This is a genomic window from Niabella yanshanensis, from assembly GCF_034424215.1.
GTDB lineage: Bacteria > Bacteroidota > Bacteroidia > Chitinophagales > Chitinophagaceae > Niabella > Niabella yanshanensis.
This window is the reverse complement of the sequence record NZ_CP139960.1, coordinates 3689266-3714872: the sequence shown is the minus strand read 5'-3', so window position 1 is coordinate 3714872 and position 25607 is coordinate 3689266. Positions and strand designations below refer to the sequence as shown.

Here is a 25607-nt window from a genome sequence, read left to right as displayed (position 1 = left end):
TTGAATTATGGCAGAACCGATTTTTGAGAACCGCATTGATTTAACTACGCTGAACCAGGCGGTTTTAAATATTACCGATGAAATACGCAAAGTAATTGTGGGCCAGGATGAGATGGTTCAGTTGATCATCACTGCATTGCTGGCAGATGGTCATGTGCTGATTGAAGGAGTACCAGGGGTGGCTAAAACACAAACAGCCAAGCTGGTAGCCAGGGCAGTGGATGCTGCATTTGCGCGTATACAGTTTACACCGGATCTCATGCCTTCGGATGTAATCGGAACGCCGGTATTCAATCCGTCGGATGCACGGTTTGAGTTTAAAAAAGGTCCCGTGTTTGGCAATATTGTTTTGGTAGATGAGATCAACCGCGCCCCCGCTAAAACACAGGCGGCACTGCTGGAAGTGATGGAAGAGCGGCAAATATCGATAGATGGTGTGACTTACAAAATGGACGCGCCCTTCATGGTGCTGGCTACCCAAAACCCGGTAGAGCAGGAAGGCACTTATCGTTTGCCCGAGGCTCAGCTGGATCGCTTTTTATTCAAGATAGAAGTGCCCTACCCCCAGGAAGAGGAGGAATTAAAAATACTTTCTTTGTTTCACAAGATGGGAAATAACAATCCATTGGAAGGTGTAAAAGCCGCATTAAACGGCACACAGATCAACCAGCTCAGGCAACAGGTCAAAGAGATACTGATTGAAGATAAACTGCTGGCTTTTATTGCTAAACTGGTGCACCAGACTCGTAATAATAAAGCCATTTACCTCGGCGCTTCTCCCCGGGCTTCGCTGGCGATCATGAACGCATCGAAGGCAACGGCAGCCATACAGGGCCGGGACTTTGTAACACCTGAAGACATTATCAGGGTGGCAGCCCCGGTACTTCGTCATCGTATCATTCTTTCACCCGAAAAAGAAATGGAAGGCGTGAATGAAAACGAAATTATTAAACAGATCATCAACGGGCTGGAAATCCCGAGGTAGTTTAGAGAAAAAAGCAGAATCTATCTCCTACTCACTATTCACTGATTTGAAATCTTTCTATCTAAATAAAATTGTATACTACATCGGCGGGGTCTGCTCGGTGCTCTATATGGCGGGCTATTTCTTTCACCCGTTTTATAGTATTGCGTCCCTGCTTTTATTGCTGCTGTTGATTGCGGTGCTTGCCGACCTGGCATTATTGTATTCTAAAAAAAGCGGCATTGTGGCTACCCGGCAACTTCCCGAAAGATTAAGCATCAGCGATGAAAACCCCGTTTCGTTGTTTATTTCCAACCGGTACAATTTCCCGGTGAATGCTTTAATTATTGATGAATTACCGGTTCAGCTGCAAATAAGGGACTGGAAACGCATCATCCAGATACCGGCTTTAATGTCTGAAACTATTTCTTACCAGGTAAAACCCTTAACCCGCGGGGCATATACATTTGACAATATTAATGTAATAGTAACCGGTCCGCTAAGGCTTACAAGAAGACGTTATGCGATCGGCGCCCAACATACGGTGAAAGTTTATCCATCCTTTGTACAAATGCGCCGGTTTCAGTTGCTGGCAATCAGCAATCGCCTGGAGGAAGCCGGTATCAAAAAAGTAAGGCGCCTTGGACATAGTTCGGAATTTGAGCAAATAAAAGAATATGTACGCGGTGATGATTATCGTACCATTAACTGGAAAGCTACCAGCCGAAAGGGCGGACTGATGATCAATAATTATACAGATGAGAAAAGCCAGCAGATTTATTGTGTAATTAATAAAGGACGGGTAATGAAAATGCCTTTTGATGGCATGACGCTTTTGGATTACGCGATCAATGCTTCGCTGGTACTATCAAACATAGCAATGGTTAAACAGGATAAAGCCGGTTTGGTCACTTTTGCTGAAAAAATGGACAGCTTTATACCTGCCGATAAAAAACCGGGGCAAATGAACCTGATCCTGGAATCGCTGTACAAACAGCAAACGCAGTTCCTGGAAGCTGACTATGAAAAGCTATACGCCACGGTACGTAACAGGGTCACCAACCGCGGCCTGGTGGTGCTGTTCACCAATTTTGAATCCCTCGAGGGACTCAAACGTGAAATGCCCGCATTTAAAAAAATCTCCCATTATCATTTACTGCTGGTCGTATTTTTTGAAAACACAGCTATCAAAGGATTGATCCATTCCAATGCAGAAGACCTGGAACAGGTATATGTAAAAACTATTGCTGAAAAATTTGCTTTTGAAAAAAAGCAGATGGTAAAAGAATTGCAACAGAATGGGATACTCAGTATTTTAACCACACCAGAGCAACTCACAGTAAATACCATTAATAAGTACCTGGAGTTAAAGAAAAGGAATTACATATAAGGCCGGGCGTGCCGGATCGCCTTAACAATTAGCTAACTTTTTGTTCAAACTGGCTTAACCCCTTTCGGTTTTTAATGTCATTTTTTTGTCGAAACAACTCGAAAATGAAAAAACTTATTATACCTGCTACTATTATAGCTGCAGGTATCACGGCTTTTGTTGCCTGTAAAAAAGACAAAAATGATACTCCTGTTATTGCTCCGCCTGAAACCATCAAAGCACAATCAGTAACACCTTCCCTGATTTACATGATGAATGGTTTTACCGGGGTGAATATATTCCCATTGATCAGCAGTGAAGATGTACTGGCACAAAGTCCTGATTTTATCTATGGAGCACAGCCCGACGGTGCCGGCTTTATGAGAAATCCTGATGGCGAAGGTTATATTATGCTGAATAACCACGAAATCAACCAATCGGTATCAAGAGTTTACCTGGATAGAAATTTAAAACCTGTTAAAGGCGATTATATTATTGACTATACGGGTGGCGCTAAAAGACTTTGCTCGGCAACGCTGGCGACCACCGAAGAACATGGCTTTGGGCCGATGTTCTTAACGGCTCAGGAGTCTGGCGAAGAAAGTATGATTATTGGCATCAATCCTTTAGCTGCTGCTGCTGACAAAGGAAGAACGGACAGAACTTTACCCGCCCTTGGAAAAGCATCGATGGAAAACGCGGTGCCACTTCCTAAAGCGGCGTATCCGGGCAAAACGGTTGTTTTCATGGGAGAAGATCAGAGCTGGGCTACTGGTCATATGAGTGCAGGACAACTGGTTATGTATGTGTCTAATACTGTTGGCGATCTGCAAAACGGCAAATTGTACGCTGTTAAAAGAAAAGACAATAACCAGGTAGAAATGGATATTTTAAAAGGCCAGAGCTACGATGTTGAATTTGTAGAAATACCCAATGCAAAAAATGAAACCGGTGCTAAGATCAATACACTCGCCAATGATTTGAAAGCTATCAGGTTTTCAAGAGTGGAGGACATCGATTACAGGAAAGGGAATGCTCAAAACAATCGCGAAGTTTATTTTACAGCAACGGGACAGTCCCCTGATAAAATAAACCCGCAGGCTGGTTATACCATGTGGGGAAGAGTTTACAAAATTGTTTTAGACAGCGCCGACCCTACTAAAGGTAAAATAGAAGTAATTGCCGAAGGTGATTCTAACCCGGGCAACGACCTTATTAATCCGGATAACCTTTGTGTAACTGAGAACTATGTTTACATACAGGAAGATGGAGATTCTTATTATACGGCAGCCAAGCACGATTCCTATATCTGGCAGTATAGCATCGCTAATAAAACTTACAAGCCATTCCTGAATATGGATCACAAAAGAGATGATGCAGCATGGGTAAGCCGTTTTTATCAAAATACAGAAAGAAGACTGGGATGCTGGGAGTTTGGAGCCATGGTAGATATCTCTAACGAAATAGGTGTTTCGAATACCTTTATACTGAATATTCACCCGCACACCTGGCAGAATAACGAATTTGTGAATCCTGATGGTGGCGGAAGCACCAATAAAGAAGGTGGCCAAACAGTTATCTTAACCAACGTCCCCAGATAAATTTATTGAACCAATAGAAAAACCTTGCTCTTCGCAGAGCAAGGTTTATGTATTTATATAATGAAGACAATTTTTCTCGTATTAGCAGGAATCACAGCGCTTGTATCCATACAATTTTTAAGCTGCGGTAAAAAAGAACGTTCGGTAGCCGAGCTGCGACAACAACTGACCGACCAGGTTGATTATTTTGAAAGATATGTAACGGATAGTGTGCAACCTTTACTAAATCGCCCGCCGGAACAGCAAAAGCTGGTCGCTGCCTTTAAAGCGCTTAGAGCTCACTACAAAAAATTCGAATGGGCGGTTGAATATTATATGCCCTCGATCGCCCGTTTTGTAAACGGCGCTCCCTTACCGGAGATCGAACAGCCGGAAGTAGCAGTGCAGGAACCACATGGCTTACAGGTGATGGAAGAATTAATACTGGACGACACGATTGACTACCCTGCTTTAAAGCATGAAACAGTATTGCTGAAAAGCTACTGTATTTCCATAATAGACAATATAGAAGCAGGAGGCTTCACACAGGAACAATTATATGATGCTATTAAAAAACAGGTGTTCAGAATTATTACACTGGGCATTACAGGCTTTGATGCTCCGGCAGTAAAAACGGGTCTTGCAGAGGCAGCTGTATCGCTCAGCGAATTAACAGCTATAACACCTTTCTTAGAAGGCCAAAGCGATTTGAACAACAAAATAAATGCGGCAGTTGGCTATCTCAATGCCAACCCCGATTTTGACAGCTTCAACAGAATGATTTTTATAAAAGATTACGCCAATCCTATAACCCGTACATTGGCCCTTCAACAAAAACAGGCCGGAATAACCCCTATACGCTTGCAAGGGCTTTTAAAAACCAATGCAGCTACTTTGTTTGATGAAAACATCTTTGATCCGTATTTCCAGGAATCAGACGCTGCAGATCCAAAACTGAGTGAAAAAATTATACTTGGCAAAAAACTATTTTACGACAATACATTATCAGTGTCTAAAAAAAGAAGTTGCGCCACCTGTCATAAGCCGGAACTTTATTTCACAGACAGATTGGCTAAAAACGCTGCGTTGGACGCCAATAAAGCATTGCTGAGAAATACGCCTACCCTGTTAAACGCAGCCTTACAAACCGCTATGTTTTATGATCTCCGTTCGCCCTCTTTAGAGCACCAGGCTAGTGATGTGATCAGTAATAAGGATGAGATGCATGGCGACTTAGAGCAAGCCGTACAACTGTTATCAACGGATACATCATATACTCAATTATTCGGCAATGCCTACAAGGCCCATGTCATTACAAAAGAAAATATCCTGGCTGCTATAGCCAGCTATGTTAAAAGCCTGATAGGATTGAACAGCCGGTTTGATGAATATATGAGAGGTAATAACCAAGCCATGAATAAGGAAGAAATTGAAGGCTTCAACCTGTTTGCCGGTAAAGCCAAATGCGCCAGCTGCCATTTCATCCCGCTGTTTAATGGTGTTGTGCCACCGGCCTTTACCAAAACAGAAAGTGAAGTATTGGGTGTGCCCTTAGCCGCTGATGGTCAAAAGATGGACACCGATAGCGGCAGGTATAAGATTATTAATGTAGCGCCTTACCTGCATGCATTTAAAACGACTACTGTAAGGAATACGGGCATGACCGCACCTTACATGCATAGCGGTGTTTATAAAACGCTGGAGGAAGTGGTTGATTTTTATGACAAGGGAGGCGGCATTGGACTTGGCTTACAGGTATATAACCAGACCCTGTCTGACGAGCGGCTGAACCTGACACCTAAAGAAAAACAGTTATTGATCGCGTTTATTCATACGCTTACTGATAAAGCACCTCAATATTAAAAAAAATCCAAAGCGAAGTGCTTCTTATCTGCAATACCGGATAAGAAGCGTTTTCTTGTAAAGCACTCACCTTACCTATTGCCTGTTATCGCGAACCGGATTTCTCCAGCTGGGGAAAACACCCCTAAATTCTCCGGCTTTTCCACTAAATTGCCGCATGCCTATCATTAAAGAAAGACTGGAAAAACAGTTTAACGAAGTCTACAAGAACCTGAATGCAGAACAAAAAACAGCGGTGGATACACTCGAAGGCCCTGTAATGGTAATTGCCGGGCCAGGTACCGGCAAAACACAGATACTGGCTGCACGTATTGGTAAAATACTATTGGATTCAGATGCTTTACCAGAAAATATTCTTTGTTTGACCTATACCGATGCGGGTGTGGTAGCCATGCGTAAAAGACTGCAGCAATTTATAGGCGCCGACGCTTATAAGGTGAATATCTACACTTTCCACGCTTTTTGTAATGATGTGATACAGGACAATCTTTCGCTGTTTGAAAAGACTTCACTGGACCCGGTTTCCGACCTGGAGAAGGTAGAATACTTTAAACAGCTCATCGATAAATTCGCCAAAGAACACCCGCTTAAAAGATACAGGGGTGATGTATATTTTGAAGCTGATCCTTTAAGCAACCTATTTTCTGCTATGAAGCGGGAAGGCTGGACACCCGCGTATATCAGCGACCGTATCGACGCCTACATACAGGAACTGGCTGAAGATGAAGCCTATGTATATAAAACATCGCGTGCCGGAAAATGGAATAAGGGAGATCGCAAGCCGGCTTACTTCGATGAGCTGAAGCGTATGGATAAATTACGTGCAGCCATTGGTGAGTTTGAGAACTACCAGGAGATCATGCGGGTGAACAAACGATACGATTTTGATGACATGATCAACTGGGTGATTAAAGCATTTGAAGAAAACGAAAACCTGCTACTGGATTACCAGGAGAAATATCACTACATATTGGTGGACGAGTTCCAGGACACCAGCGGTACCCAAAATAAGATTGTACAGTTACTGATCAATTACTGGCAACAACCCAATGTCTTTGTGGTAGGTGACGACGACCAAAGTATCTATCGCTTCCAGGGGGCGAACATGCAGAACATGCTGGATTTTGCAAAGCAGTATGAAAACGATATTAAAAAGATCGTACTGACCAGTAATTACCGTAGTATCCAGCCCATCCTGGATGTTTCGAAAACACTGATCAATCGGAACGAAGAACGGCTCATCAAACAAATACCCGGACTCAGCAAAGAGCTGATCGCTGCCAATGTTGCTATTAACGAATTGCGGCATGCGCCTGAGATTTTTGAGTACAACACCATGGCTGATGAAATGGCAGGCATCGTATTCAACATAGAGGCCCTGATCACACAAGGCATTCAGCCGGGCCGTATCGCCATTATTTATAAAGAAAATAAATACGGGGAAGAGCTTTCCGACTACCTGAGACAAAAAGGCATTCCCTTTTACAGCAAGCGTAGTACGAACCTATTACAAAGTCCGTTCATTAAGAAAATCATCACCTTATTGTATTACCTGGAAGCAGAACATGATATTCCTTTTGGCGGAGATGAACTGTTATTTGAAATACTTCATTTTGATTTTTATAAAAATCCACCCATAGAGATTGCAAAAATTAATGTAGAAGTCAACCAGAAGAGATTTAAGGGAGAAAGCAGTTCGCTAAGGCAGCTTTTATCTGAAAAAGCCAATGCTCCTGCAAAAGATCTTTTCGATGAAGGTTTGAATGCCAGTCTGAAACGCAGCTCAACTGTAATCGAGCAACTGATAGCAGATGTTCCCAATCTTACTATTCAACAGCTGCTGGATAATATTATCCGCAATGGCGGTGTGCTGACTTATGTCATGAACAGTCCTTTGAAGGTTGAATTGATGCAGTCCCTATCGGCCTTTTATGATTTTATAAAAGAGGAACATCGGCGCAAACCTTCCATGAACCTGACGAGCCTTGTGCAGTTATTACAGCTGATGGAGCATGAAAATATTCCACTGCCGCTGGTTAAAACTACAGGTAATGACAAAGGTGTGAACCTGTTAACCGCTCATGGCAGTAAAGGATTGGAATTTGAATATGTTTTCCTGGCAGGCTGTAATGCCTCTTTCTGGGAGAAAAAAAGAAAAATGAACCGGGGTTATAAGCTGCCGTCAACGATCTTTTCTTCGCAAGCTACATCAAGTGATGAAGAAGAGCTACGCCGGGTATTTTATGTGGCGCTTACACGTGCGGAAAAGTACCTGTATATCTCTTATGCAAGGTTAAATGCCGACGGCAAGGAGCTGGAACCATCGATGTTTATTGCTGAGATCATGGAGCAACATGCCCTAACTGTCCAAAAACCACAGATCAGTACCGAGCAGATGATTGAGTTTCAACACCTGCTGTTTACGGGGCAACAACCGGTTATTGATAGCCTGGAAGATGATTTTATTGACGGACTGTTATCCAGGTTTGTAATGAACGTGACAGCCTTAAGCGCTTATCTCAATTGCCCCTTAAGATTTTACTACCAGAACCTGTTACGTATTCCTTCCGGAAAAAACGAAGCAACCGAATTCGGGAGCGCCATCCACTTCGCGTTGGAAAGATTGTTCCGTAAGCTGAGAGAAACGGAAAGCTTTCCTCCGGTTGAAACCATGATCGATGATTTTAGCTGGTATATGATGCGGCACCGCCAGAATTTTACCAGGGAAGCCTATGCCCGGCGCATGGAACAAGGTTCTATTATCATCCCCGCCTACTATAAAAAATACATCAATAGCTGGAACAAAGTGGTATCGGTAGAAACCAACATTAAAGGAGTGGTGGTGGACGGAGTACCGCTAAAAGGGAAACTGGACAAATTAGAATTTAACGGGAAAGAAGTGAATGTGGTGGATTACAAAACCGGCAACGTAGACAATGCTTTACCGAAGCTAAAAGCACCGGGGGACAAAAATCCTGATGGCGGAGATTATTGGAGGCAGGCCGTATTTTATAAAATATTATTGGACAACTATGAGTTGAAAGACTGGCGGGTAGTGAGCACTGAATTTGATTTTATTGAACCTGATAGTAATAATAACTTCCAGAAGCTGAAGGTGGTTATTGAACCGAACGACGTAACTACGGTGAAAAACCAGATCAAAACCGTTTGGGATAAAATACAGGCAAAAGACTTCTACAAGGGTTGCGGAAAGGCTGATTGTCACTGGTGTAATTTTGTAAAAGACAATTACTTATATGTGAAGCTGGATGAGATTCCTGAAGATGAAGACGAATAATCCTTAGTCAGATAAAACAACTGTAACATTTTGAGGGTTTCAACGATTAATAGGTATCGGTCATCGGTTAGCTGATCGATTATTAATCTTATAAACTCAAAAGACTTGTTTTATGAAGAGAAGCATCCTCCTTACAGTATTTCTCTGTTTTGGGATTGTTGTTATAGCCCAGAAACGTAACGGCGAATCGCCCTATCGTACCGAATCTTTCAGTAGCAACGCCATTAAAAATCTGAAAGTTGAAACCAGCGGAGGTGCCATACAGGTTAAAGGTGGTCAGTCCAGGAGCGCAGTAGAAATGTATGTTACTGCTAATAGTTGGGGTGACAGGAAGACTCAAGCCGAGATTCAGCAGATACTGGATGAATATTATGACGTAGATATCCGTTCGCAGGGAGGTACCTTAACCGCCACTGCCAGAAGGAAAAATATAAAATGGTCGAATAAAACATCACTGAATATTTCATTTATTGTTTATAGCAGCAGCCAGGTGGATGCCGATGTTCGAACAAGTGGTGGCAGTCTCAACCTGCAGGATATTGCCGGGACGGTGACGGGCAGAACCAGCGGCGGCAGCATCACCGTCAAAAATCTTTCAAAAAATATTGACCTAACTACCAGTGGCGGCCAGATCACAGCAGAAGACCTCGATGGCTTGGTGAAGCTAAATACATCGGGTGGTTCACTAAGTTTATTGAACCTGTCAGGTACGGTAAGTGCCCGCACCAGCGGTGGCTCCATTTCTGCTACCAACATTAATGGCGACTTTAATACAGAAACATCAGGAGGCAGCATTCATCTTAAAGAGATCGATGGCAACCTGAATGCCAGAACCAGTGGCGGACAAATTACGGCAGATCTAAAGGCAACACACGATTTTGTGAAGCTACATACCTCAGGCGGCAGCATTCGCTTGAAAATGCCTGAAACAAAAAATGCGCAGTTGGATTTAAAAGGAGATAAAGTGCATATCTCTGAGCTCCACAACTTTAGTGGTACGGTTAAAAAAGACCGGGTAAAAGGGTCCCTGGGCAATGGAAACCTGTTGGTTGAAGCTTCTACATCGGGCGGATCGGTAGATGTAAGAATGTAGCAGTTTATAGGCCGCTGTGCCGGGATCCTGCATAATTATATTATTGTTCAGGCTTTATGCAGTTGCTTGCGTAAAGCCTGATTGCGTTTTAGCACATCTTTATCTTTTGAAATGGCTGACCAGTTATAAAATGCCTTCTGAGAAAACCCTTTCACTAACCTCGCCCAGCTGGGGATTAGTGCCTTTAGGCTTTCGAATAGGCCCTATCCAGAAATTAAACTAGGATCTTTTCGAAACGAAATGCCTGCAACCGATACTATTTTAGCTTGCCGATCACGGCATTTTCACTCCAATGTTTCGAGTTTCCCGCCTCCGGAAGAAATGATAACCGCATTTTAACCGCCACTGGTACGATCTTACCCACTTTTTAAAATAATTAAAATGATTGCTCTTTTATTAAAGTAATGTTAATATTTTGGTGGGGAGAGAAAAGTTTTACATAGAGAGATCTGCCCACACTTGTAACATTTATTTACTAAACACAAAAAAGCTGCGAATGAAAAAAAAGCAATTTTTTCTGTGTATGCTGTGCTTTTTTGCGAGCATGCACGCGGTTTTAGCGCAAACCACGCCCATTACCGGCAAGGTACATGATGGCAAAGGAAATCCTATTCCCGGCGCTACAGTTATACAACAGGGAACCAGCCAGGGCATACCCACTGGCGAAGATGGTTCATTTTCGATGAATGTCACGGGTACCAAGCCCACATTGGAAGTAACTGCGGTAGGCTTTGCCAGGAAGATCGTTCCCATCGATGGAAAAACCGAGATTGATATCGGTTTAGATGCAGACCTGGGAAACCTTGAGGAAGTAGTATTGATCGGTTATCAAAAAGTAACCCGCAAAAAATCTACCGCTTCCATTGCAAGTATTTCAGGCAAGGAAATAGAAAACCTGCCTATGTCGAGTTTTGACCAATTAATGCAGGGACGTCTGTCTGGCGTAAATGTTCAGAACTTTAGTGGCGATCCGGGCGCAAGAGCGGCTGTAAGCGTTCGCGGTAGCTCGCTCGTCAGTTCGCAGTGGGATCAGAATAACGTGATAAGTTCTCCTCTATATGTTGTGGATGGTGTGCCACAATCCAATGAAGAATATGTAACTCCCGGATCGGGCACAGGCATAAACTACCTCGCAGGCATCAACCCCAATGACATTGAGTCCATAGATGTACTAAAAGATGCATCCGCCGCCGCCATCTACGGATCGAGAGCTGCCAATGGCGTTATACTAATTACTACCAGGAAAGGTAGAAGCGGCGCTCCCAGGGTCACCTTGTCAGGATTTACCGGGTACACCGAACGGCCAAAGCTTCGCGAGGTAACACTGGGAACTACAGAAAGACGACAAAAGCTGACCGTACTCCAGGAGCAGCTTACCTATATACAGCAGCAACAGTTACCCTACCTGTTAACAGACAGTCTAAATCCGGCTTTTAACGGCAATACAGACTGGCAAGACCTCTTTTATCAATCTGGTGCTATTACCAATGTAGACCTTGGTATTTCAGGTGGCAGTGAAAACGGGTCCACTTACCGTTTTAGTACCGGATATTATGATGAGCAAGGTATTATTAAAGCCACAGGATTTAAAAGGTATTCAGCCCGATTAAATATGTTGACCAAAGCGTTGAAAGGAAAACTGGAAATCAATCCGATTCTGTTTTTTACCCGTACTACAAGGAGCCGGGGATTAGGCGCTGATCCAAGATTAGAAAACCTGAATATCAACCCGTTTAGTTTAGGCGCAGGCAATATGCCCTCCTCTCTTTTTAATTTAAGCGATGCCAAAAAGGAATCTATATTGGCATCCTATGATGAAAGTCTCGATAAGAACCTGTCCAATATCTTTAACATGAACCTGAACCTTTCTTATGCCTTTAATGAGCATTTGAAACTCAATTCGCTTAGTTCCTATAAATATTCTACATCAAGGAGAAATTATAACCGTACCAGCGCTATGGAAAGTTTCCTGGGCAATTACTCTTATACCTACAGCGACCAGACAGAGGACATTCTTACATCTAATTACTTATCATATGTTAATACATGGGGAGATCATAATTTTAGCGGTGTAATAGGTCAGGATATCCAGTTTAATGTTTTTGAAAACACTTCCGCGTCGGGAGGCTTTGGCGCATCGGACAATATAAAAGTAGTACAGGGTGTTTTGCTTAAAAATCTGGGAGCCTACTCCGACTATCAGGCCTACGGATTATTGTCGTATTACAGCCGCTTATCTTATGATTTTAAAGATCGTTACCTGTTCTCCTTTGCCGGAAGATGGGACGGCTCGTCCAGGTTTGGAGCGGGTAATAAATGGGGCTTCTTTCCTTCAGCCTCTGCGGCCTGGATCTTATCAGAAGAAAAGTTCTTCCAGGACTTTTCTTCTGCAATCAACCTTTTTAAAATAAGAGGTTCGCTGGGCACTTCCGGAAGCTTGCCTTCGAGAAACTACCTGCAATACAATCTTTACACAGTTAATGCAGGCGCTTACCCTGGCAACATAGGCTCCAGCTCCTACAATGGCGTAATCGCCATTACCCCCAATCTGAGAGACGGTGCAGCACAATCGAGCTTATCCTGGGAGAAATCAAAACAATGGAATATTGGGTTGGACTTTGAAGTAGAAAAAGGAAAATACTCAGGTTCCATTGATGTTTATAATAAAGAAAGCTCTTTACAACTCTTCTCGGTAAACCTGCCGGTAACGACCGGTTACTCTAAAGCTTTAACCAATGCGATTGGTGTAAGAAACGCAGGGGTAGAATTAACGCTGGCAGCAAATCCCTTACCACAAAGCAGTCCGGTTAAATGGTTTAGCCGGCTGAACATCAGCTATAATAAAAATGCGATCATGAACCTGCCCAATGGCAATAGGGATCTTGTAATGGATGGAGATCGTTTTGATAAATCGCATATTCTTTCAGTAGGTAGTCCTATCAATTCATTCTACCTGTATCGTACATTGGGTGTTTTTGCTACAGAAGATGATATACCTGTTAACCCCTTCACAGGTGCCAAATACAGGAACTCCAACGGAACCTTTACGGCTGGCTCTTTTTACATCCAGGATGTTGACGGCGATTATTTTACCGATGTATTTAACAGCGGCATTAACCCCGATAAAATCCCGATGGGCGACCCCAACCCAAGGATCACAGGGGGGTGGACAAATAATTTCACCTGGAAGAATTTCACAGTTGGACTATTTTTTAATTTTGTGTTTAAGCGTGATATCCTGAACCTCTTCCTGGCTGATCAATTCAGTAATTCTACCTCTGGAGACCCTCAAAACAATTTTGCGCAATTCTCGACACCTAATCTGGATGCAATTAATATCTGGCGACAGCCGGGAGATAATGCAACTTACGCTAAATACGATCTGGGCACTTACCTATATTATTATACGTCGGCTCAAAGCTTTTTCTTAACCAAGGGTGATTTTGTAAGACTTAAAAATATTAACCTCCAATATAATATACCGGCACCTATAATAAAAAAATGGGGACTGGGTAGTTTTAAAATATTCGGAACGCTTGACAATGCCGCCCGCTGGCAGGCTTCAAAATTGTTACCCGATGCAGAAAACGTAAACTCCTATGGAGAGTATGCGGGAGATGGATACCCCATTCCTAAAAAGTATACCCTGGGTCTGCAGGTTCTGTTTTAGCATAGGCATTTTCAATCAAATTTTTTAATTCTAAATAATTAAAAAAATGCAATACAATAATAAATACCGATATCTGTTAATGCTTCTAACGCTATGCTGGATTGTCAGTATGAGCTCCTGCAAAAAAATATTAGAACAACAACCCCAGAACTCCACCTATGACGAGGTATTCTGGCAAACCGCCAGGGATTGTGAGTTTGCTATTGCAGGTAACTACTCCTTGCTGAGAGCATCCTTTACGGCAACTTCGTCTTACGAAGAAAATGCCTTCCGCTACAATATGTATGGCGACGCCCAAACCTCATCTACCAGCTATCTCACCATTAATTACAATGGTGATGGCCTGGAAGGAATACAGGGAGGAGATTTTACATTCCAGTATAATTTACAAACATTGGGCGACTGGACCGTTTTTTACAAAACCATTGCTTACAGTAATATCATCCTTAAAAAGATTCCATTGATAGCTGATGATAAACTGGCAAAAGATGTGGTTAATGTGGTAACCTTTAAAAACAAAATAATGGGACAAGCGCTTTTTATCAGGGCCTTAAGTTACTTCCAGCTGGTTAAGGTTTGGGGAGATGTTCCTATTGTAACCGAGGCTTATGACGATGTGTTGAATGCCCCGCAATTGCCTCGCTCGCCCAAAGCAGAGGTAATGAAACAAATTGAAAACGATTGCCATGCAGCAATAAATATGCTCAACTGGGGTAATGAAGCCATACAGGAGAAAGGGGTAATCGCGAACAGGGGTTCTGTTTATGCACTGCTGGCCCACTTGTACTTATGGCGGGCTACAATGAGTAATGTTAATAACGATACCCCCATCATGAGCGATGTCAATAGCGCCGACACGACACTCAATACGTTGATAGCGCGTGGCGGATATTCACTGGCAGACACAGCTAAGTATGGTGATCAGTTTATCACCCCTTCCACTGAAAGCATTTTTGAAGTAGCTATGAGCGAGAACTACCAGGAAGGAGCCTATTACCATATTGGCCTTGGTTTCCTTACAGGCACCTATGTGCAAGGTTATAGCTCTACACCAAGATTCTGGGTGCCAGACCAATACATCGACAATCATTATGGCGTGGAAAAAACAGGGTACGGAGAAGGATGGGTATATTGGCCAACTGACTGGAAGGTATACACCATGAGAGTTACAGGAACCCGTTACTATGTTACTATAGATGGTGTAGAAACAGAAGTAACTGATTATGTAGATGGAAGTATGCCTCCTGGTTTTGCCTACGTTGGTGATGATTTGGTACAGGTAGGTGGCAACGGCCCTGACTTGGGGGAAGTAAGATACCGAAACAATTTTGCTAAATCAGGCACGCAGGGAACCAACCTTATTAAATACAGGAACATTATTTATCGAAACCCAGGCAACAGAACAAATGGCTACCTGAGTAATAATATTCCTGTTTTCAGATTAAGTGATATGCGCTTATTGCAAGCCGAAGTGGCCTTATACAAAAATGATCTCAGCACTGCGGCGCAGATCATCAACTTTTTCAGGGACCGAAACAATTCTTCCTCGGCAAGAGTGAGTGCAACCGACAGTAAGTTCAACCTTACCAGGGAGTATATGCTCGAAAGAGGTAAAGAGTTATATATGGAGGGCCATGTTTACTTCGATCTGCTGCGCACCCGAATGTATGCTGAATTTATTAGCTGGATGAGTACCACCAGGTTTAAGGGAGAAGGATTTTACTGGCCTATTTACCCGCTCTTATTCAATGACAACAAATTTCTTACTCAAACATTATACTGGCGCGGTAAAGTATAATCATTGTTCATTCACCTAAAAACTGTAATAATGAAAAATAAAATTTTAACAGTCATTGTCGCGGGGGTTATTCTTCTAACAGCCTCCTGTAAAAAAGATTACGCGGTAGATGGCGGTAAGTCTGACGAAAATGTAAATATGACCACCTACGACTACCTGAAGTCAAAGCCCATCTTTTCGTCGTTGGTGCACCTCATTGACCGTGCCGGTTTAAAAGATGCGGTAAACCAGCAAGCCACTTTTTTTGCTACCACTAATTATGGAGTGGATGAATATTTAAAAGCCATGAAGAATATCAGGGCCATAGAACTGGGCGATGAGAATATTATTTACACCCTGGATAGTATTCCTTTATGGCGGCTCGACTCTTTAAAGACCTATATATTCCCGGAGAAACTGGGCAGAAACGTATTGACTACCAAGGGCACGTTCTACCAATCCAATTTTGGGAGTATGACCAATACCCGTATTAAGCTGGGCCTCGCCAGAACCTATAGTTATGGTGCTTATGTGGATTATGTGGACTACATAACCTACACAAAGGTGATTGCTGGAGATGACAGCGAAGTGCTTGACCCTTCCACCATTCCTGCTCCTGAAGTAGATAAAGTGGTTTGGGTGCAATCATCAGGTATCATTACTACAAATGGGGTAGTACATGTTTTAGACGGTTTTCACCGGCTATTTTTCAATACCAATAATGCGAATTAGGTGCATTCATTTTCAATTCAAATTTTAAACAGGTAAATAATGAGAAAATTTTTAATACCCGCTTTTACCTTGCTTGTTTTGGGTGCTATCAATTGTAAAAAAATACAACAAGGTTTTTTAAGCGAAACGCTAAGGTATACTTCGCCCGATCTTTACGCGCAAAGAGGGCTTGCTCTCGTTCAGTCGGCAAAAATATTTGCTGATGGCTCCACTCCTCCCATTACTTTCGAATTGCTTAACCTGAGAGATAGCTCGGGAAAGCCTTTATCCGAAGCATTTAATACTAAGTATGATGTGACCGTTTTTAAGCCTGGTATGTCTTTTAATGCAGAAACGGATACCACTGTTGCTTTGTTGAATGCTAAAAGAGAAACCGTCTCGGTTCTTCCTATGGATTTTAATACGTCTAGCGGGCAACTTTCCTTCAATAAAGCTGCATTGAACATTCCTTTGGGCATTTACAATTTTGATATTAAAGCTACCAACAGTGCAGGGTCTAGGGTTTACCCTTCGTTTGGAAGGATTCATGTGGTTGATCCTACACAAGAAGATATGTTTTTAATAGAAGATAATGTCAACAATGCATTTGACCTGGCCGGTACTACTTTCGCCAAAAGAAATCCCATACTAAAGTTCTCAAGGGTATCGGCAGATGGTGCAAGGATCATTCTAAAGATCTCAGATAAAAATGGTTCACCGTTTAATCCCAGCAAGGGAGAGGTAATTGCAAGGGGCGATCGCCCTACTTTTTTAAGCTATGCCAAATTTAACCCTGTTATTTTTACGGATACTGCATTGGTTTGCGATTTCGAGGTAGCGCCTTTCCCACTGGCAAAATATATAGCCGGTGGAACCGATTGGGGGCACCTGATCTACTATCGTATCCCGGAAAAAAACATCATTTTTGACGGATCTTCTTTAGGAACATTAAACGCCAATTTAAGATTTGCCTTCACCATTAAAATGGAAGGCACTTTTATTATAGAATACCAGTTGCCGGATGCGGTAAGGGTTCCGGCGCCTTAAGAATAAGTTTTCATGCGATCGTCAAAAAGAGGGTGTGTGATAATGAGCTTCATACACCTCTTTTTTTATGAAGAAAACGTTTAATATCATTACTTCAGTAAAAGCTATCAGACACTGCACTTTTAACGATGGTTCGATCGTAATATTCAGGCGTTTGTTATTGATTGAAAACCCAAAGGCATTCATGAGATTTTTAGTATCTCTTGTTTTATGCTACGCTAGTGCACTTATGCGGGCCGAGGCACAAAAAAATCGTATCCAACACCTTGAGTTATTTAAAGCATATTGAAGCACGTAAAGCTGAGTTTATCGGGCAGCCTTTTTCAAATTTATTGCGTGAACTCAAGGTAGGAATAGTTGCTTTTGGTTGGATAATGTCCATACCCAATGATGTGTTAAAAGAGCCTTGACTATTTTCATGTTTTAGTTCGGTCCAAGCTGAAGATTTTCGCTACCCGCATATGAGTATTATCTGGCAATTTCCTTTAGACTTCAACGCTTCTACTCCAATAGCCCGCCGATCTGGTACTTTTGGTGGTTGGAACGGCGCTGCAATAACAAATTATAAAAATGCTATTGTAGACGATATTGTAATTGGCGGTGATGAAAAGAGACAACCGCCCGAGAGGGCGGGGTACACTGGAGAGATTTGAAACGACGACCATTAAAAAGAAAATCAAAACAGCCAAAGTAAAAAAATACGTTGAAAAAATTTTTCGTTAAGCCTGCCTATAGCCCATATTTATCGACCAGGTAAACCAGAGCTGCCATATTTACCGCACCTAGTTCCAGTTCCCTTTTGTTAACCGATTCAAAGGTATCGGTGCTGGCATGGTGAATATCGAAGTAACGCTGGGAGTCGGGTAAAAAGCCGCATAAAGGCGTACCCAGCTGCTCTTTTAAGGGTGCTATATCGGTGCCGCCACCGCCACGTACCAGCTCGTTACAGCCGTAAGGGCCAATCAGTGGCAACCAGCTTTTAACCTTTTCGAAAACAGCGTCATTGCTATTAATACTGAACGCTCTGGGTGTAAAACCTCCGGCATCACTTTCTATAGCCAGAATATGCTTTTCGTTACGGGCCTTTGCCAGTTCTGCATACTTATCGCCACCGCGCACACCGTTTTCCTCATTGGCAAACAGCACAAACCTGATGGTATGCCGGGGTTGATATCCTAAAGCTTTTAAAGTCCTTAATACTTCAATGGTCTGGGTAATACCGGCGCCGTCGTCATGCGCCCCTTCGCAATTATCCCAGCTATCCAGGTGGCCACCAATGGTGATGTACTGATCAGGGAATTCAGTTCCTTTTAATTCACCAATAATATTATTGCCCTCGGCATCCGGCAGAAAATGGCCGTTTGTTTTCATCGAGATTTTGACAGGAGCTTTCTTTTCCAGCTCAGCCGCCAGCCAGTCCGCGTCGCGCAGGCCCACTGCTACCGCCGGGATTTTGGCATACATAGAATCGTAGCGCGTTCCGCCGGTATGTGGCACATTATCTACGCTATGGCTCATGCTACGCACCACCACACCTATTGCACCATATTTTGCAGCCCGGGAAGGTCCCTGCGAGCGATACTTAGCCGCATCACCATAAGCCTCGAAAGTGCGGATAAACCGCGAATTGAATTGATAGTTATAAAAGACGATCTTTCCCCTTAGCTGATCCTTTTTCTCTTCCAATTCATCAAAATTATTAATCAGCACCACAGGTGCTGTAAGCAGCTTGGAGCCCGTACCTATTGAATTGCCCAATGCAATAACCTGAAGCGCTTTCTTTTTATTACCAATCAATATAGCGGTAGCCTCATCTTTTCCCCCGCGCACCCAGTGAGGTACCATTACCCGTTGCTTTAAGACCTTATCGCTTCCGGATTTTTCCAGTAACCGGTACCCCCAGTCTTCGGCCTTATACATTTGCGGCGATCCGGCCAATCTCGCGCCAATGGTTTTAGTAAGCGTACGCAGGTTGTCGTAGGCCTGGCTATTGATGAGCACTTCATCGGCTATTTTCCTGATAAATTGCTCATCAGCGTTCTGGGCTGCCAGGCTCATGCCAAAAAATAAAGATGCGGCTACAAACAATTTATGTTTCATGCTGTTATGGTATGTGTTTTGAGTAAAGATAAAAAGTCTGGACCTGATTTACAGGAACAGATTCATTTACCAGAGATCGCCAAAAGCAGATTGTCAAATGTACGGGGTGAAGTATGCCTGGTTTCCAGAGGCATTGACTACCCGATTTTCAATTTGCCTCAGGCATAAAAATAATACACTGCTACAATGCAGAAAAGACTAATAATTACAGAAACGGCTATCTTTAACACATGCGAATAGGTATTGTTTGCTATCCAACATTTGGTGGCAGTGGCGTATTAGCCACAGAATTGGGTAAGGCTTTAGCCCAAAAAGGCCACCAGGTACATTTTATAACATATCAGCAGCCCGTGCGGCTGAGCGCTTTTAATCCCAATATTTATTACCATGAAGTGCAGGTACCCACTTACCCGCTTTTCGATTTTCCTCCCTATGAAACAGCGCTGGCCAGCACAATGGTTAACGTGATCAAGAACTACAATCTTGATCTGCTACATGTGCATTACGCCATCCCCCATGCTTCTGCAGCGTATATGGCTAAGAAGATTCTGCATGATGAAGGGTATGATATACCGGTAATTACCACCTTGCACGGTACCGATATAACGCTAGTAGGCAAGGACAAAATGTACTCTCCCGTGGTGGCTTTTTCCATCAATAAAAGCGATGTGATCACGGCGGTGTCGCAAAACCTGCGCGAGGAAACCCATAGCACTTTTGATATCAAAAAAGAAATTGAGGTTGTATATAATTTTATCGATGTAAAAAGATTTAACCGGAAGCCATTTGATGCATTTAAGAAAGTGCTGGCTCCCAATGGCGAAAAAGTCCTGCTACATGCTTCCAATTTCAGACAGGTAAAAAGGGTTCCTGATGTAGTGGAGATCTTTTACGAAGTGCAAAAAGAAATACCCTCCAAACTATTATTTGTAGGTGATGGGCCGGAAAGACTGCCGGCAGAAGACCTGGGTCGTAAGCTGGGTATTTTCGAAAAAATGATTTTTGTAGGAAAGCAGGAGCAGATAGAAGATGTGTTTGCTATTGCAGATTTATTTTTATTACCCTCGGAATATGAAAGCTTCGGATTGGCTGCACTGGAGGCTATGGCGTCCAAAGTACCTGTTATTTCGAGCAACGCGGGAGGCTTAAAAGAAGTAAACATTGATGGCGTTACCGGCTATACTGCCAATGTGGGCGATGTGCAAACCATGAGCGAACGGGCTATCGAGATTTTGAGAGATGACGCCACTTTACAACAATTCCGCCAGGGTGCTTTTGATCATGCCCAGCAATATAACATGGACGCCATTATTCCGCAATATGAAGCCATTTACAGGAGATTTTGTAAGGATTGTTAGGAGAAGGCTAGTAGGGATTAGCAAGTGGTAAATTGGAAGAACACTCAATGTTCAATTCTCAATAATCAATATTCATTGCTTCTCTGCGCCTCCGTCTCTCTGCGCGCTTTGCGTGAAACAAAAAGCAAGTAGGGTACAGCAAGTGGCGAGAAAGGAGAAATACTCAATTTTCAACAGACAATTTGCAACAATCAATAATCATTGCTTCTCTGCGCCTCCGTCTCTCTGCGCACTCTGCGTGAAACAAAAAGCAAGTAGGGTACAGCAAGTGGCGAGAAAGGAGAAATACTCAATGTTCAATTCTCAAGAGCAAATAATCAAACTCTTTGCGCCTCTGTTTCTTAACGCACTTTGCGGGAAACAAAAGCAACTCACCTCCCCAAACGCGCCGAAATTCGTTTTAATATCTCGGTAGCTGCATCTATCTCATCTTTTTTATTGGAAATACTTTCAACATTAAATCCGATAGGAATTTGTTTGGATGCCGCAAAATCAACCAGTTCGTTGGCGATCATTACCGACGTACGAACCGAAGTTTCCAGTATATCCTTGGAGTGTTTGAGATCATTGTATAACCATTTCGGCACTTCAATACCCAGCCATTTCATAAACTCCAGGGTTTTGATAGAACCACAGGGGCTCAGTGTAAAGAAGATGGGTTTCATTTCATAGGCATTCTCAAGAGCGTCGTAATAGTAATCAGACAGGAGGTTTTTGGAGTCGAACACATTGTAAACGCATTGAGATACAAAAAAGCTACAGCCGTTTTGTATTTTGCCGAAGATCCGCTTGTTCTCGTCTCCCTTTTTTGAATGTCGTTCAGGAATCGTAACACCACCTAACAGCAAATGATTATGATGCGCCCTTTTCAGGTCGTATGCATCTGCCAGGCTAAAATTGGTTTTGTCTACCTGTGCTTTTGACGAGGCGCCTACAAATACAAAGTTCTCTAATTCCTTATTAGTGCTCAACCAGCTATTAAAACTGTCATGGGTTTGGTTGGCAATACTTTTGTAAACAATAACCGGCTGTTTTACAGCGCCCAGATAGTCCCTGTAGTAAGTTTCAGGAGCAACTGTATGTATAAAAGGGTAGGTCCTTTCCTCACTGGTCCGGTCACTTTCATCCTGGATATCGTACAGTATAATACCATCCACATCCAGGTTTTTCATCCGTTCCAGTTGTTTCGCTGCAATAACGGCCAGCCTATCCTGCTCAGTGGTAATTTTGGGCGGTGTGAAACTATAAAACAATAACCCCGTTTCCGCACCTTCTATTTTTTCCCTTAAGGACTTCATTCTTTCTTTTAATAAAACAATGTTATAAGCTTATATCTAATCTGCTATGCAAGCTTTTTGCCCATTTCCTGCATATCCACCAGCTTGCGGTAAATACCCCCTTCAATTTGCATCAGCTCATGATGCTTACCCCGCTCTGCGATCTCGCCCTTATTCAAAACAATAATTTCGTCTGCATTTCGAACAGTACTCAACCGGTGGGCTATAACCAGGGAGGTTCTGTTTTGCATCATGTTATTAATGGCATCCTGTACCAGCCTTTCACTTTCCGTATCCAGGGAAGAGGTTGCTTCATCTAAAATCAGGATCGGAGGATTCTTCAAAACGGCACGCGCGATAGTTACACGTTGCCTTTCCCCTCCGCTTAGCTTTGCACCCCTGTCCCCGATATTGGTATCAAACTTTTCGGGTTTCGCCTCAATAAACCGAAAGGCGTTAGCCACTTTGGCTGCATTCTCTATATCCACCTGCGGCGCATCCGGATGTGCCAGCGTAATATTATTACCGATAGTGTCATTAAACAGGATCGGCTCCTGGCTTACGATCCCTATATGCTCACGTATACTTTGAATGCTATAGTTTTTGATATTTACGCCATCTACCAGTATTTCACCATCTGTTACATCATGGAAACGGGGTACCAGGTCCGCCAGGGTACTTTTACCAGCCCCACTGCTTCCCACCAGGGCAACCGTTTTACCTTTGGGAATTGTCAGGTTGATATTTTTTAGGATCGGGGTTTCATTGTAAGAAAATGATACGTTTCTAAACTCAATAGCCTGCTCGAATGAAGTCAGTTGCTCCCTGCCATTATCTTCTACATGAACTGGAGTGTTCAATAAATCTTCTATGCGTTCAACGGCTGCAGAACCAGCCTGTACATTAAAGAAAGACGTGGACAAAGATTTGGCCGGATTGATCATCATGGCGAAAATGGCAATAAACGCAATCAGGTCTCCCGCTGTCAGCGAATCGCCGGTTAATATCAGGTTGGCTCCGAAATAAATAATAATACACAAAACGGCTACTCCGAGCAACTCCGTTAGTGGCGATGCCAGATCTCTTCTGGCAGCCATTTTTTTATTAATACCCAGTAACGTATTATTTAAGGTCACAAAACGATTATTCATGATCTTTTCGGCACAAAAAGCTTTAATGATACGAATACCACTGAGTGTTTCGTCTAAAATAGATAATGTATCGCCCACTCTTAAAGAAGCCGCATTACTTTGCTTTTTTAAAGTACGGCTGATTCTTCCGATGATGAAAGCAGTTGCCGGCAAAAGAATCAATAAAAACATGGCAAGACTGGGACTAATGGCAACCATCGCCACCAGGTAACTGATGACCGATACCGGATCTTTGATCAGACCTTCCATGGTATTGATAATCGAGCTTTCAACCAACGCTGCATCGTTCGTCATGCGACTCATAATGTCACCCTTTTTCTGCTCCGAAAAATAGCCTACCGGCAGCGACAAAACTTTAGCATACATATCATTTTTTAAATGAATGGTAATCGAGCTTCTGACAGGCACAGACAGGAGTGAAGAAAGATATAGGAGTAGATTTTTTAAGAATATAGAAACAATTACCAGAATACAACATATTAATACCGCCTGCATTTGATGCCCTTCGTTTACTAATCTAACCAACTCCTGTCCCAGAAAATCCCCCCCCGGAAGCTTCTTCAAAATATTTTGCCCGCCAATACCCGGTTCGTTAAAAATGATCGACATCAATGGCGCGAGCATCCCTAAAGAAACGACTGATAAAGAGGAACCTAATATTGTCAAAGAAATATATAATGCAATTTTGCCCTTATATAGGCCGATATATTTAAATATTCTCCTGAATTTTTTCAACTGATTTAAATTTTTAAAGCCCACAAAGGTAACCATTTACCCATTGCGTGGTAATAAAGAACTAGTAAAGCTTATGAGTTAACAGGTATTTGGCATATTTCGTTTGTAATATAGAAATAATTCAGCCCTTGTCACCGCATACAAGACCTGAAAACGTACAGTTTGTCATAAACCTTTAACCGGCAGCATTTTTGTTAACTTTGAAGTGAAATATGTTAGAAAAGAAGAATATTATACAAGACCAACAAACAGCCGTTATTGTAGGCGTGGTACAAAAAGATCAAACCGAACAACAGGTAAAAGATTACCTGGACGAGTTGGAGTTCCTGGCAGAGACCGCTGGCGCTTTAACCCGTAAGCGGTTTATTCAGAAGCTGCAGCACCCGGATTCCCGCACTTTTGTGGGAAAGGGCAAGCTGGAAGAAATCCGTCAGTACATCTCATTCAATGGTATCGACCTGGTTATTTTTGATGATGAGCTGAGTGGCGCCCAGATCAATAATATACAGAAGGAATTAAAAATAAAAGTGATCGATCGATCGGATCTGATCCTGGATATTTTCGCACGTCGTGCCAAAACGGCGCAGGCGCGTACCCAGGTAGAGCTGGCTCAATATCAATATATATTACCCCGGTTGCGGGGTATGTGGAGTCACCTGGAAAGACAGGGAGGCGGTATTGGCTCACGTGGTCCGGGTGAAACGGAGATTGAAACCGATCGTCGTATTGTGCGTGACAAGATCACCTTACTCCGTAAAAAACTGGCGGAAATAGATAAACAAGCCTTCACTCAACGTAAGGATCGGGGCGAATTTATACGTGTTGCGTTGGTTGGCTACACCAATGTAGGTAAGAGCACTATCATGAACCTGTTGAGCAAACGTGATGTTTTTGCAGAGAACAAGCTGTTTGCGACTTTGGATACCACCACCAGTAAGGTCGTTTTTGAAAATACACCCTTTCTTTTAAGCGATACCGTTGGATTTATAAGAAAATTGCCTCACCACCTGGTTGAAAGCTTTAAAAGCACATTGGATGAGGTACGTGAGGCAGATATCCTGATGCATGTGGTGGATATTTCCCATCCCAATTACGAAGACCAGCTGGCCGTAGTAAACAAAACCCTGCAGGAACTGAAGGCATTTGACAAACCTACCGTTACCATCTTTAATAAGATGGACCTTTACGAAACGCAGACTTTTGACGAGTGGCTGGGAGACGAGACAAAAGAAGAAATATTGCGTGATCTGTATGAGCGGTGGAGCAATGAATTGCAGGGCAATGTAGTGTTTGTGTCTGCAACGGAAAGACGTAATGTAGAAGGTCTGAGGGAAACGATATTGAATAAGGTGAAGGAGTTATATGCGATACGATATCCTTACAAGACGATGTTTTATTAGGAAATAGGGTATAGCGAGTGGCGAGTAGGGATTAATAGCCTGAGCAAAATTGAGATGTTGTGAATAGTCAGTAGTGAATAATGAGGGTTTTAAAACTCTATAGCTTTATGAGCTTTGTGACTTAAAAAGGAATACAATTCCCTCTGCGCCTCCACTTCTCTGCGCGCTCTGCGTGAAACAAAAAACACATCGCGAATTATTAATGAGATGTAGT

At 42.8% G+C, this 25607-nt stretch carries 16 protein-coding genes; 13 read left to right on the top strand and 3 right to left on the bottom strand.

Annotation, left to right across the window (positions count from 1 at the left end):
* Nucleotides 1-7: 7 nt before the first annotated feature.
* From U0035_RS15340 to U0035_RS15290, 11 genes are all read left to right on the top strand, one after another.
* Nucleotides 8-985 (top strand): AAA family ATPase, encoded by a 978-nt coding sequence (locus U0035_RS15340; RefSeq protein WP_114791862.1) that lies wholly within the window; start codon nucleotides 8-10, stop codon nucleotides 983-985.
* The gene (locus U0035_RS15335; protein WP_170138315.1) at nucleotides 933-2354 is read left to right on the top strand and encodes a DUF58 domain-containing protein; all 1422 of its coding nucleotides are present in this window, start codon (nucleotides 933-935) and stop codon (nucleotides 2352-2354) included. The genes U0035_RS15340 and U0035_RS15335 overlap by 53 nt, the downstream gene beginning before the upstream one ends.
* Before the next feature lie 104 nt (nucleotides 2355-2458).
* On the top strand, nucleotides 2459-3934 hold the full coding sequence (locus U0035_RS15330) for an alkaline phosphatase PhoX (protein ID WP_114791863.1): 1476 nt from the start codon (nucleotides 2459-2461) through the stop codon (nucleotides 3932-3934).
* Nucleotides 3935-3994: 60 nt separating this feature from the next.
* Nucleotides 3995-5776, top strand: a complete 1782-nt coding sequence (locus U0035_RS15325; RefSeq protein ID WP_114791864.1) for a cytochrome-c peroxidase — start codon at nucleotides 3995-3997, stop codon at nucleotides 5774-5776.
* Between the two features lie 157 nt (nucleotides 5777-5933).
* Nucleotides 5934-9074 carry an ATP-dependent helicase gene (locus U0035_RS15320; RefSeq protein WP_114791865.1) on the top strand — a complete coding sequence of 1047 codons (3141 nt, stop codon included), beginning with the start codon at nucleotides 5934-5936 and terminating at the stop codon, nucleotides 9072-9074.
* Nucleotides 9075-9186: 112 nt separating this feature from the next.
* On the top strand, nucleotides 9187-10167 hold the full coding sequence (locus U0035_RS15315) for a DUF4097 family beta strand repeat-containing protein (RefSeq protein WP_114791866.1): 981 nt from the start codon (nucleotides 9187-9189) through the stop codon (nucleotides 10165-10167).
* 496 nt (nucleotides 10168-10663) lie between these two features.
* Complete coding sequence (locus U0035_RS15310; protein WP_114791867.1) at nucleotides 10664-13837, top strand: SusC/RagA family TonB-linked outer membrane protein; 3174 nt, start codon at nucleotides 10664-10666, stop codon at nucleotides 13835-13837.
* Between the two features lie 79 nt (nucleotides 13838-13916).
* Nucleotides 13917-15635, top strand: a complete 1719-nt coding sequence (locus tag U0035_RS15305) for a RagB/SusD family nutrient uptake outer membrane protein (RefSeq protein WP_162817936.1) — start codon at nucleotides 13917-13919, stop codon at nucleotides 15633-15635.
* A gap of 30 nt (nucleotides 15636-15665) precedes the next feature.
* On the top strand, nucleotides 15666-16346 hold the full coding sequence (locus tag U0035_RS15300; RefSeq protein WP_114791869.1) for a hypothetical protein: 681 nt from the start codon (nucleotides 15666-15668) through the stop codon (nucleotides 16344-16346).
* Nucleotides 16347-16385: 39 nt separating this feature from the next.
* Nucleotides 16386-17372: a DUF5007 domain-containing protein gene (locus U0035_RS15295; RefSeq protein ID WP_114791870.1), complete on the top strand. Its 987-nt coding sequence runs from the start codon at nucleotides 16386-16388 to the stop codon at nucleotides 17370-17372.
* A 461-nt stretch (nucleotides 17373-17833) separates the two neighbouring features.
* Nucleotides 17834-18025 carry a hypothetical protein gene (locus U0035_RS15290; protein WP_162817937.1) on the top strand — a complete coding sequence of 64 codons (192 nt, stop codon included), beginning with the start codon at nucleotides 17834-17836 and terminating at the stop codon, nucleotides 18023-18025.
* Nucleotides 18026-18101: 76 nt separating this feature from the next.
* Here U0035_RS15290 and U0035_RS15285 read toward each other — a convergent pair whose 3' ends face one another.
* The gene (locus U0035_RS15285; protein ID WP_114791871.1) at nucleotides 18102-19472 is read right to left on the bottom strand and encodes a M20/M25/M40 family metallo-hydrolase; all 1371 of its coding nucleotides are present in this window, start codon (nucleotides 19470-19472) and stop codon (nucleotides 18102-18104) included.
* 230 nt (nucleotides 19473-19702) lie between these two features.
* Between U0035_RS15285 and bshA the strand changes: the two genes are divergently transcribed.
* The gene (gene bshA, locus U0035_RS15280) at nucleotides 19703-20830 is read left to right on the top strand and encodes an N-acetyl-alpha-D-glucosaminyl L-malate synthase BshA (RefSeq protein ID WP_114791872.1); all 1128 of its coding nucleotides are present in this window, start codon (nucleotides 19703-19705) and stop codon (nucleotides 20828-20830) included.
* Nucleotides 20831-21201: 371 nt separating this feature from the next.
* Here bshA and U0035_RS15275 read toward each other — a convergent pair whose 3' ends face one another.
* Nucleotides 21202-22128, bottom strand: coding sequence for a methylenetetrahydrofolate reductase (locus U0035_RS15275; RefSeq protein ID WP_114791873.1), 927 nt, complete (start codon nucleotides 22126-22128; stop codon nucleotides 21202-21204).
* 44 nt (nucleotides 22129-22172) lie between these two features.
* Entirely contained in the window at nucleotides 22173-23924 is a 1752-nt protein-coding gene (locus U0035_RS15270) for an ABC transporter ATP-binding protein (RefSeq protein ID WP_317048838.1), read from the bottom strand.
* A 281-nt stretch (nucleotides 23925-24205) separates the two neighbouring features.
* Here U0035_RS15270 and hflX point away from each other — a divergent pair, with 281 nt between their 5' ends.
* Complete coding sequence (gene hflX, locus U0035_RS15265) at nucleotides 24206-25393, top strand: GTPase HflX (RefSeq protein WP_114791875.1); 1188 nt, start codon at nucleotides 24206-24208, stop codon at nucleotides 25391-25393.
* Nucleotides 25394-25607: the final 214 nt, after the last annotated feature.

Excerpts from the sequence above, each read along its gene's own strand:
- U0035_RS15340 (WP_114791862.1), top strand. The coding sequence starts at position 8 with ATGGCAGAACCGATTTTTGAGAACCGCATTGATTTAACTACGCTGAAC.
- U0035_RS15335 (WP_170138315.1), top strand. The coding sequence starts at position 933 with ATGAAAACGAAATTATTAAACAGATCATCAACGGGCTGGAAATCCCGA.
- U0035_RS15330 (WP_114791863.1), top strand. The coding sequence starts at position 2,459 with ATGAAAAAACTTATTATACCTGCTACTATTATAGCTGCAGGTATCACG.
- U0035_RS15325 (WP_114791864.1), top strand. The coding sequence starts at position 3,995 with ATGAAGACAATTTTTCTCGTATTAGCAGGAATCACAGCGCTTGTATCC.
- U0035_RS15320 (WP_114791865.1), top strand. The coding sequence starts at position 5,934 with ATGCCTATCATTAAAGAAAGACTGGAAAAACAGTTTAACGAAGTCTAC.
- U0035_RS15315 (WP_114791866.1), top strand. The coding sequence starts at position 9,187 with ATGAAGAGAAGCATCCTCCTTACAGTATTTCTCTGTTTTGGGATTGTT.
- U0035_RS15310 (WP_114791867.1), top strand. The coding sequence starts at position 10,664 with ATGAAAAAAAAGCAATTTTTTCTGTGTATGCTGTGCTTTTTTGCGAGC.
- U0035_RS15305 (WP_162817936.1), top strand. The coding sequence starts at position 13,917 with ATGCTTCTAACGCTATGCTGGATTGTCAGTATGAGCTCCTGCAAAAAA.
- U0035_RS15300 (WP_114791869.1), top strand. The coding sequence starts at position 15,666 with ATGAAAAATAAAATTTTAACAGTCATTGTCGCGGGGGTTATTCTTCTA.
- U0035_RS15295 (WP_114791870.1), top strand. The coding sequence starts at position 16,386 with ATGAGAAAATTTTTAATACCCGCTTTTACCTTGCTTGTTTTGGGTGCT.
- U0035_RS15290 (WP_162817937.1), top strand. The coding sequence starts at position 17,834 with ATGAGTATTATCTGGCAATTTCCTTTAGACTTCAACGCTTCTACTCCA.
- U0035_RS15285 (WP_114791871.1), bottom strand. The coding sequence starts at position 19,472 with ATGAAACATAAATTGTTTGTAGCCGCATCTTTATTTTTTGGCATGAGC.
- bshA (WP_114791872.1), top strand. The coding sequence starts at position 19,703 with ATGCGAATAGGTATTGTTTGCTATCCAACATTTGGTGGCAGTGGCGTA.
- U0035_RS15275 (WP_114791873.1), bottom strand. The coding sequence starts at position 22,128 with ATGAAGTCCTTAAGGGAAAAAATAGAAGGTGCGGAAACGGGGTTATTG.
- hflX (WP_114791875.1), top strand. The coding sequence starts at position 24,206 with ATGTTAGAAAAGAAGAATATTATACAAGACCAACAAACAGCCGTTATT.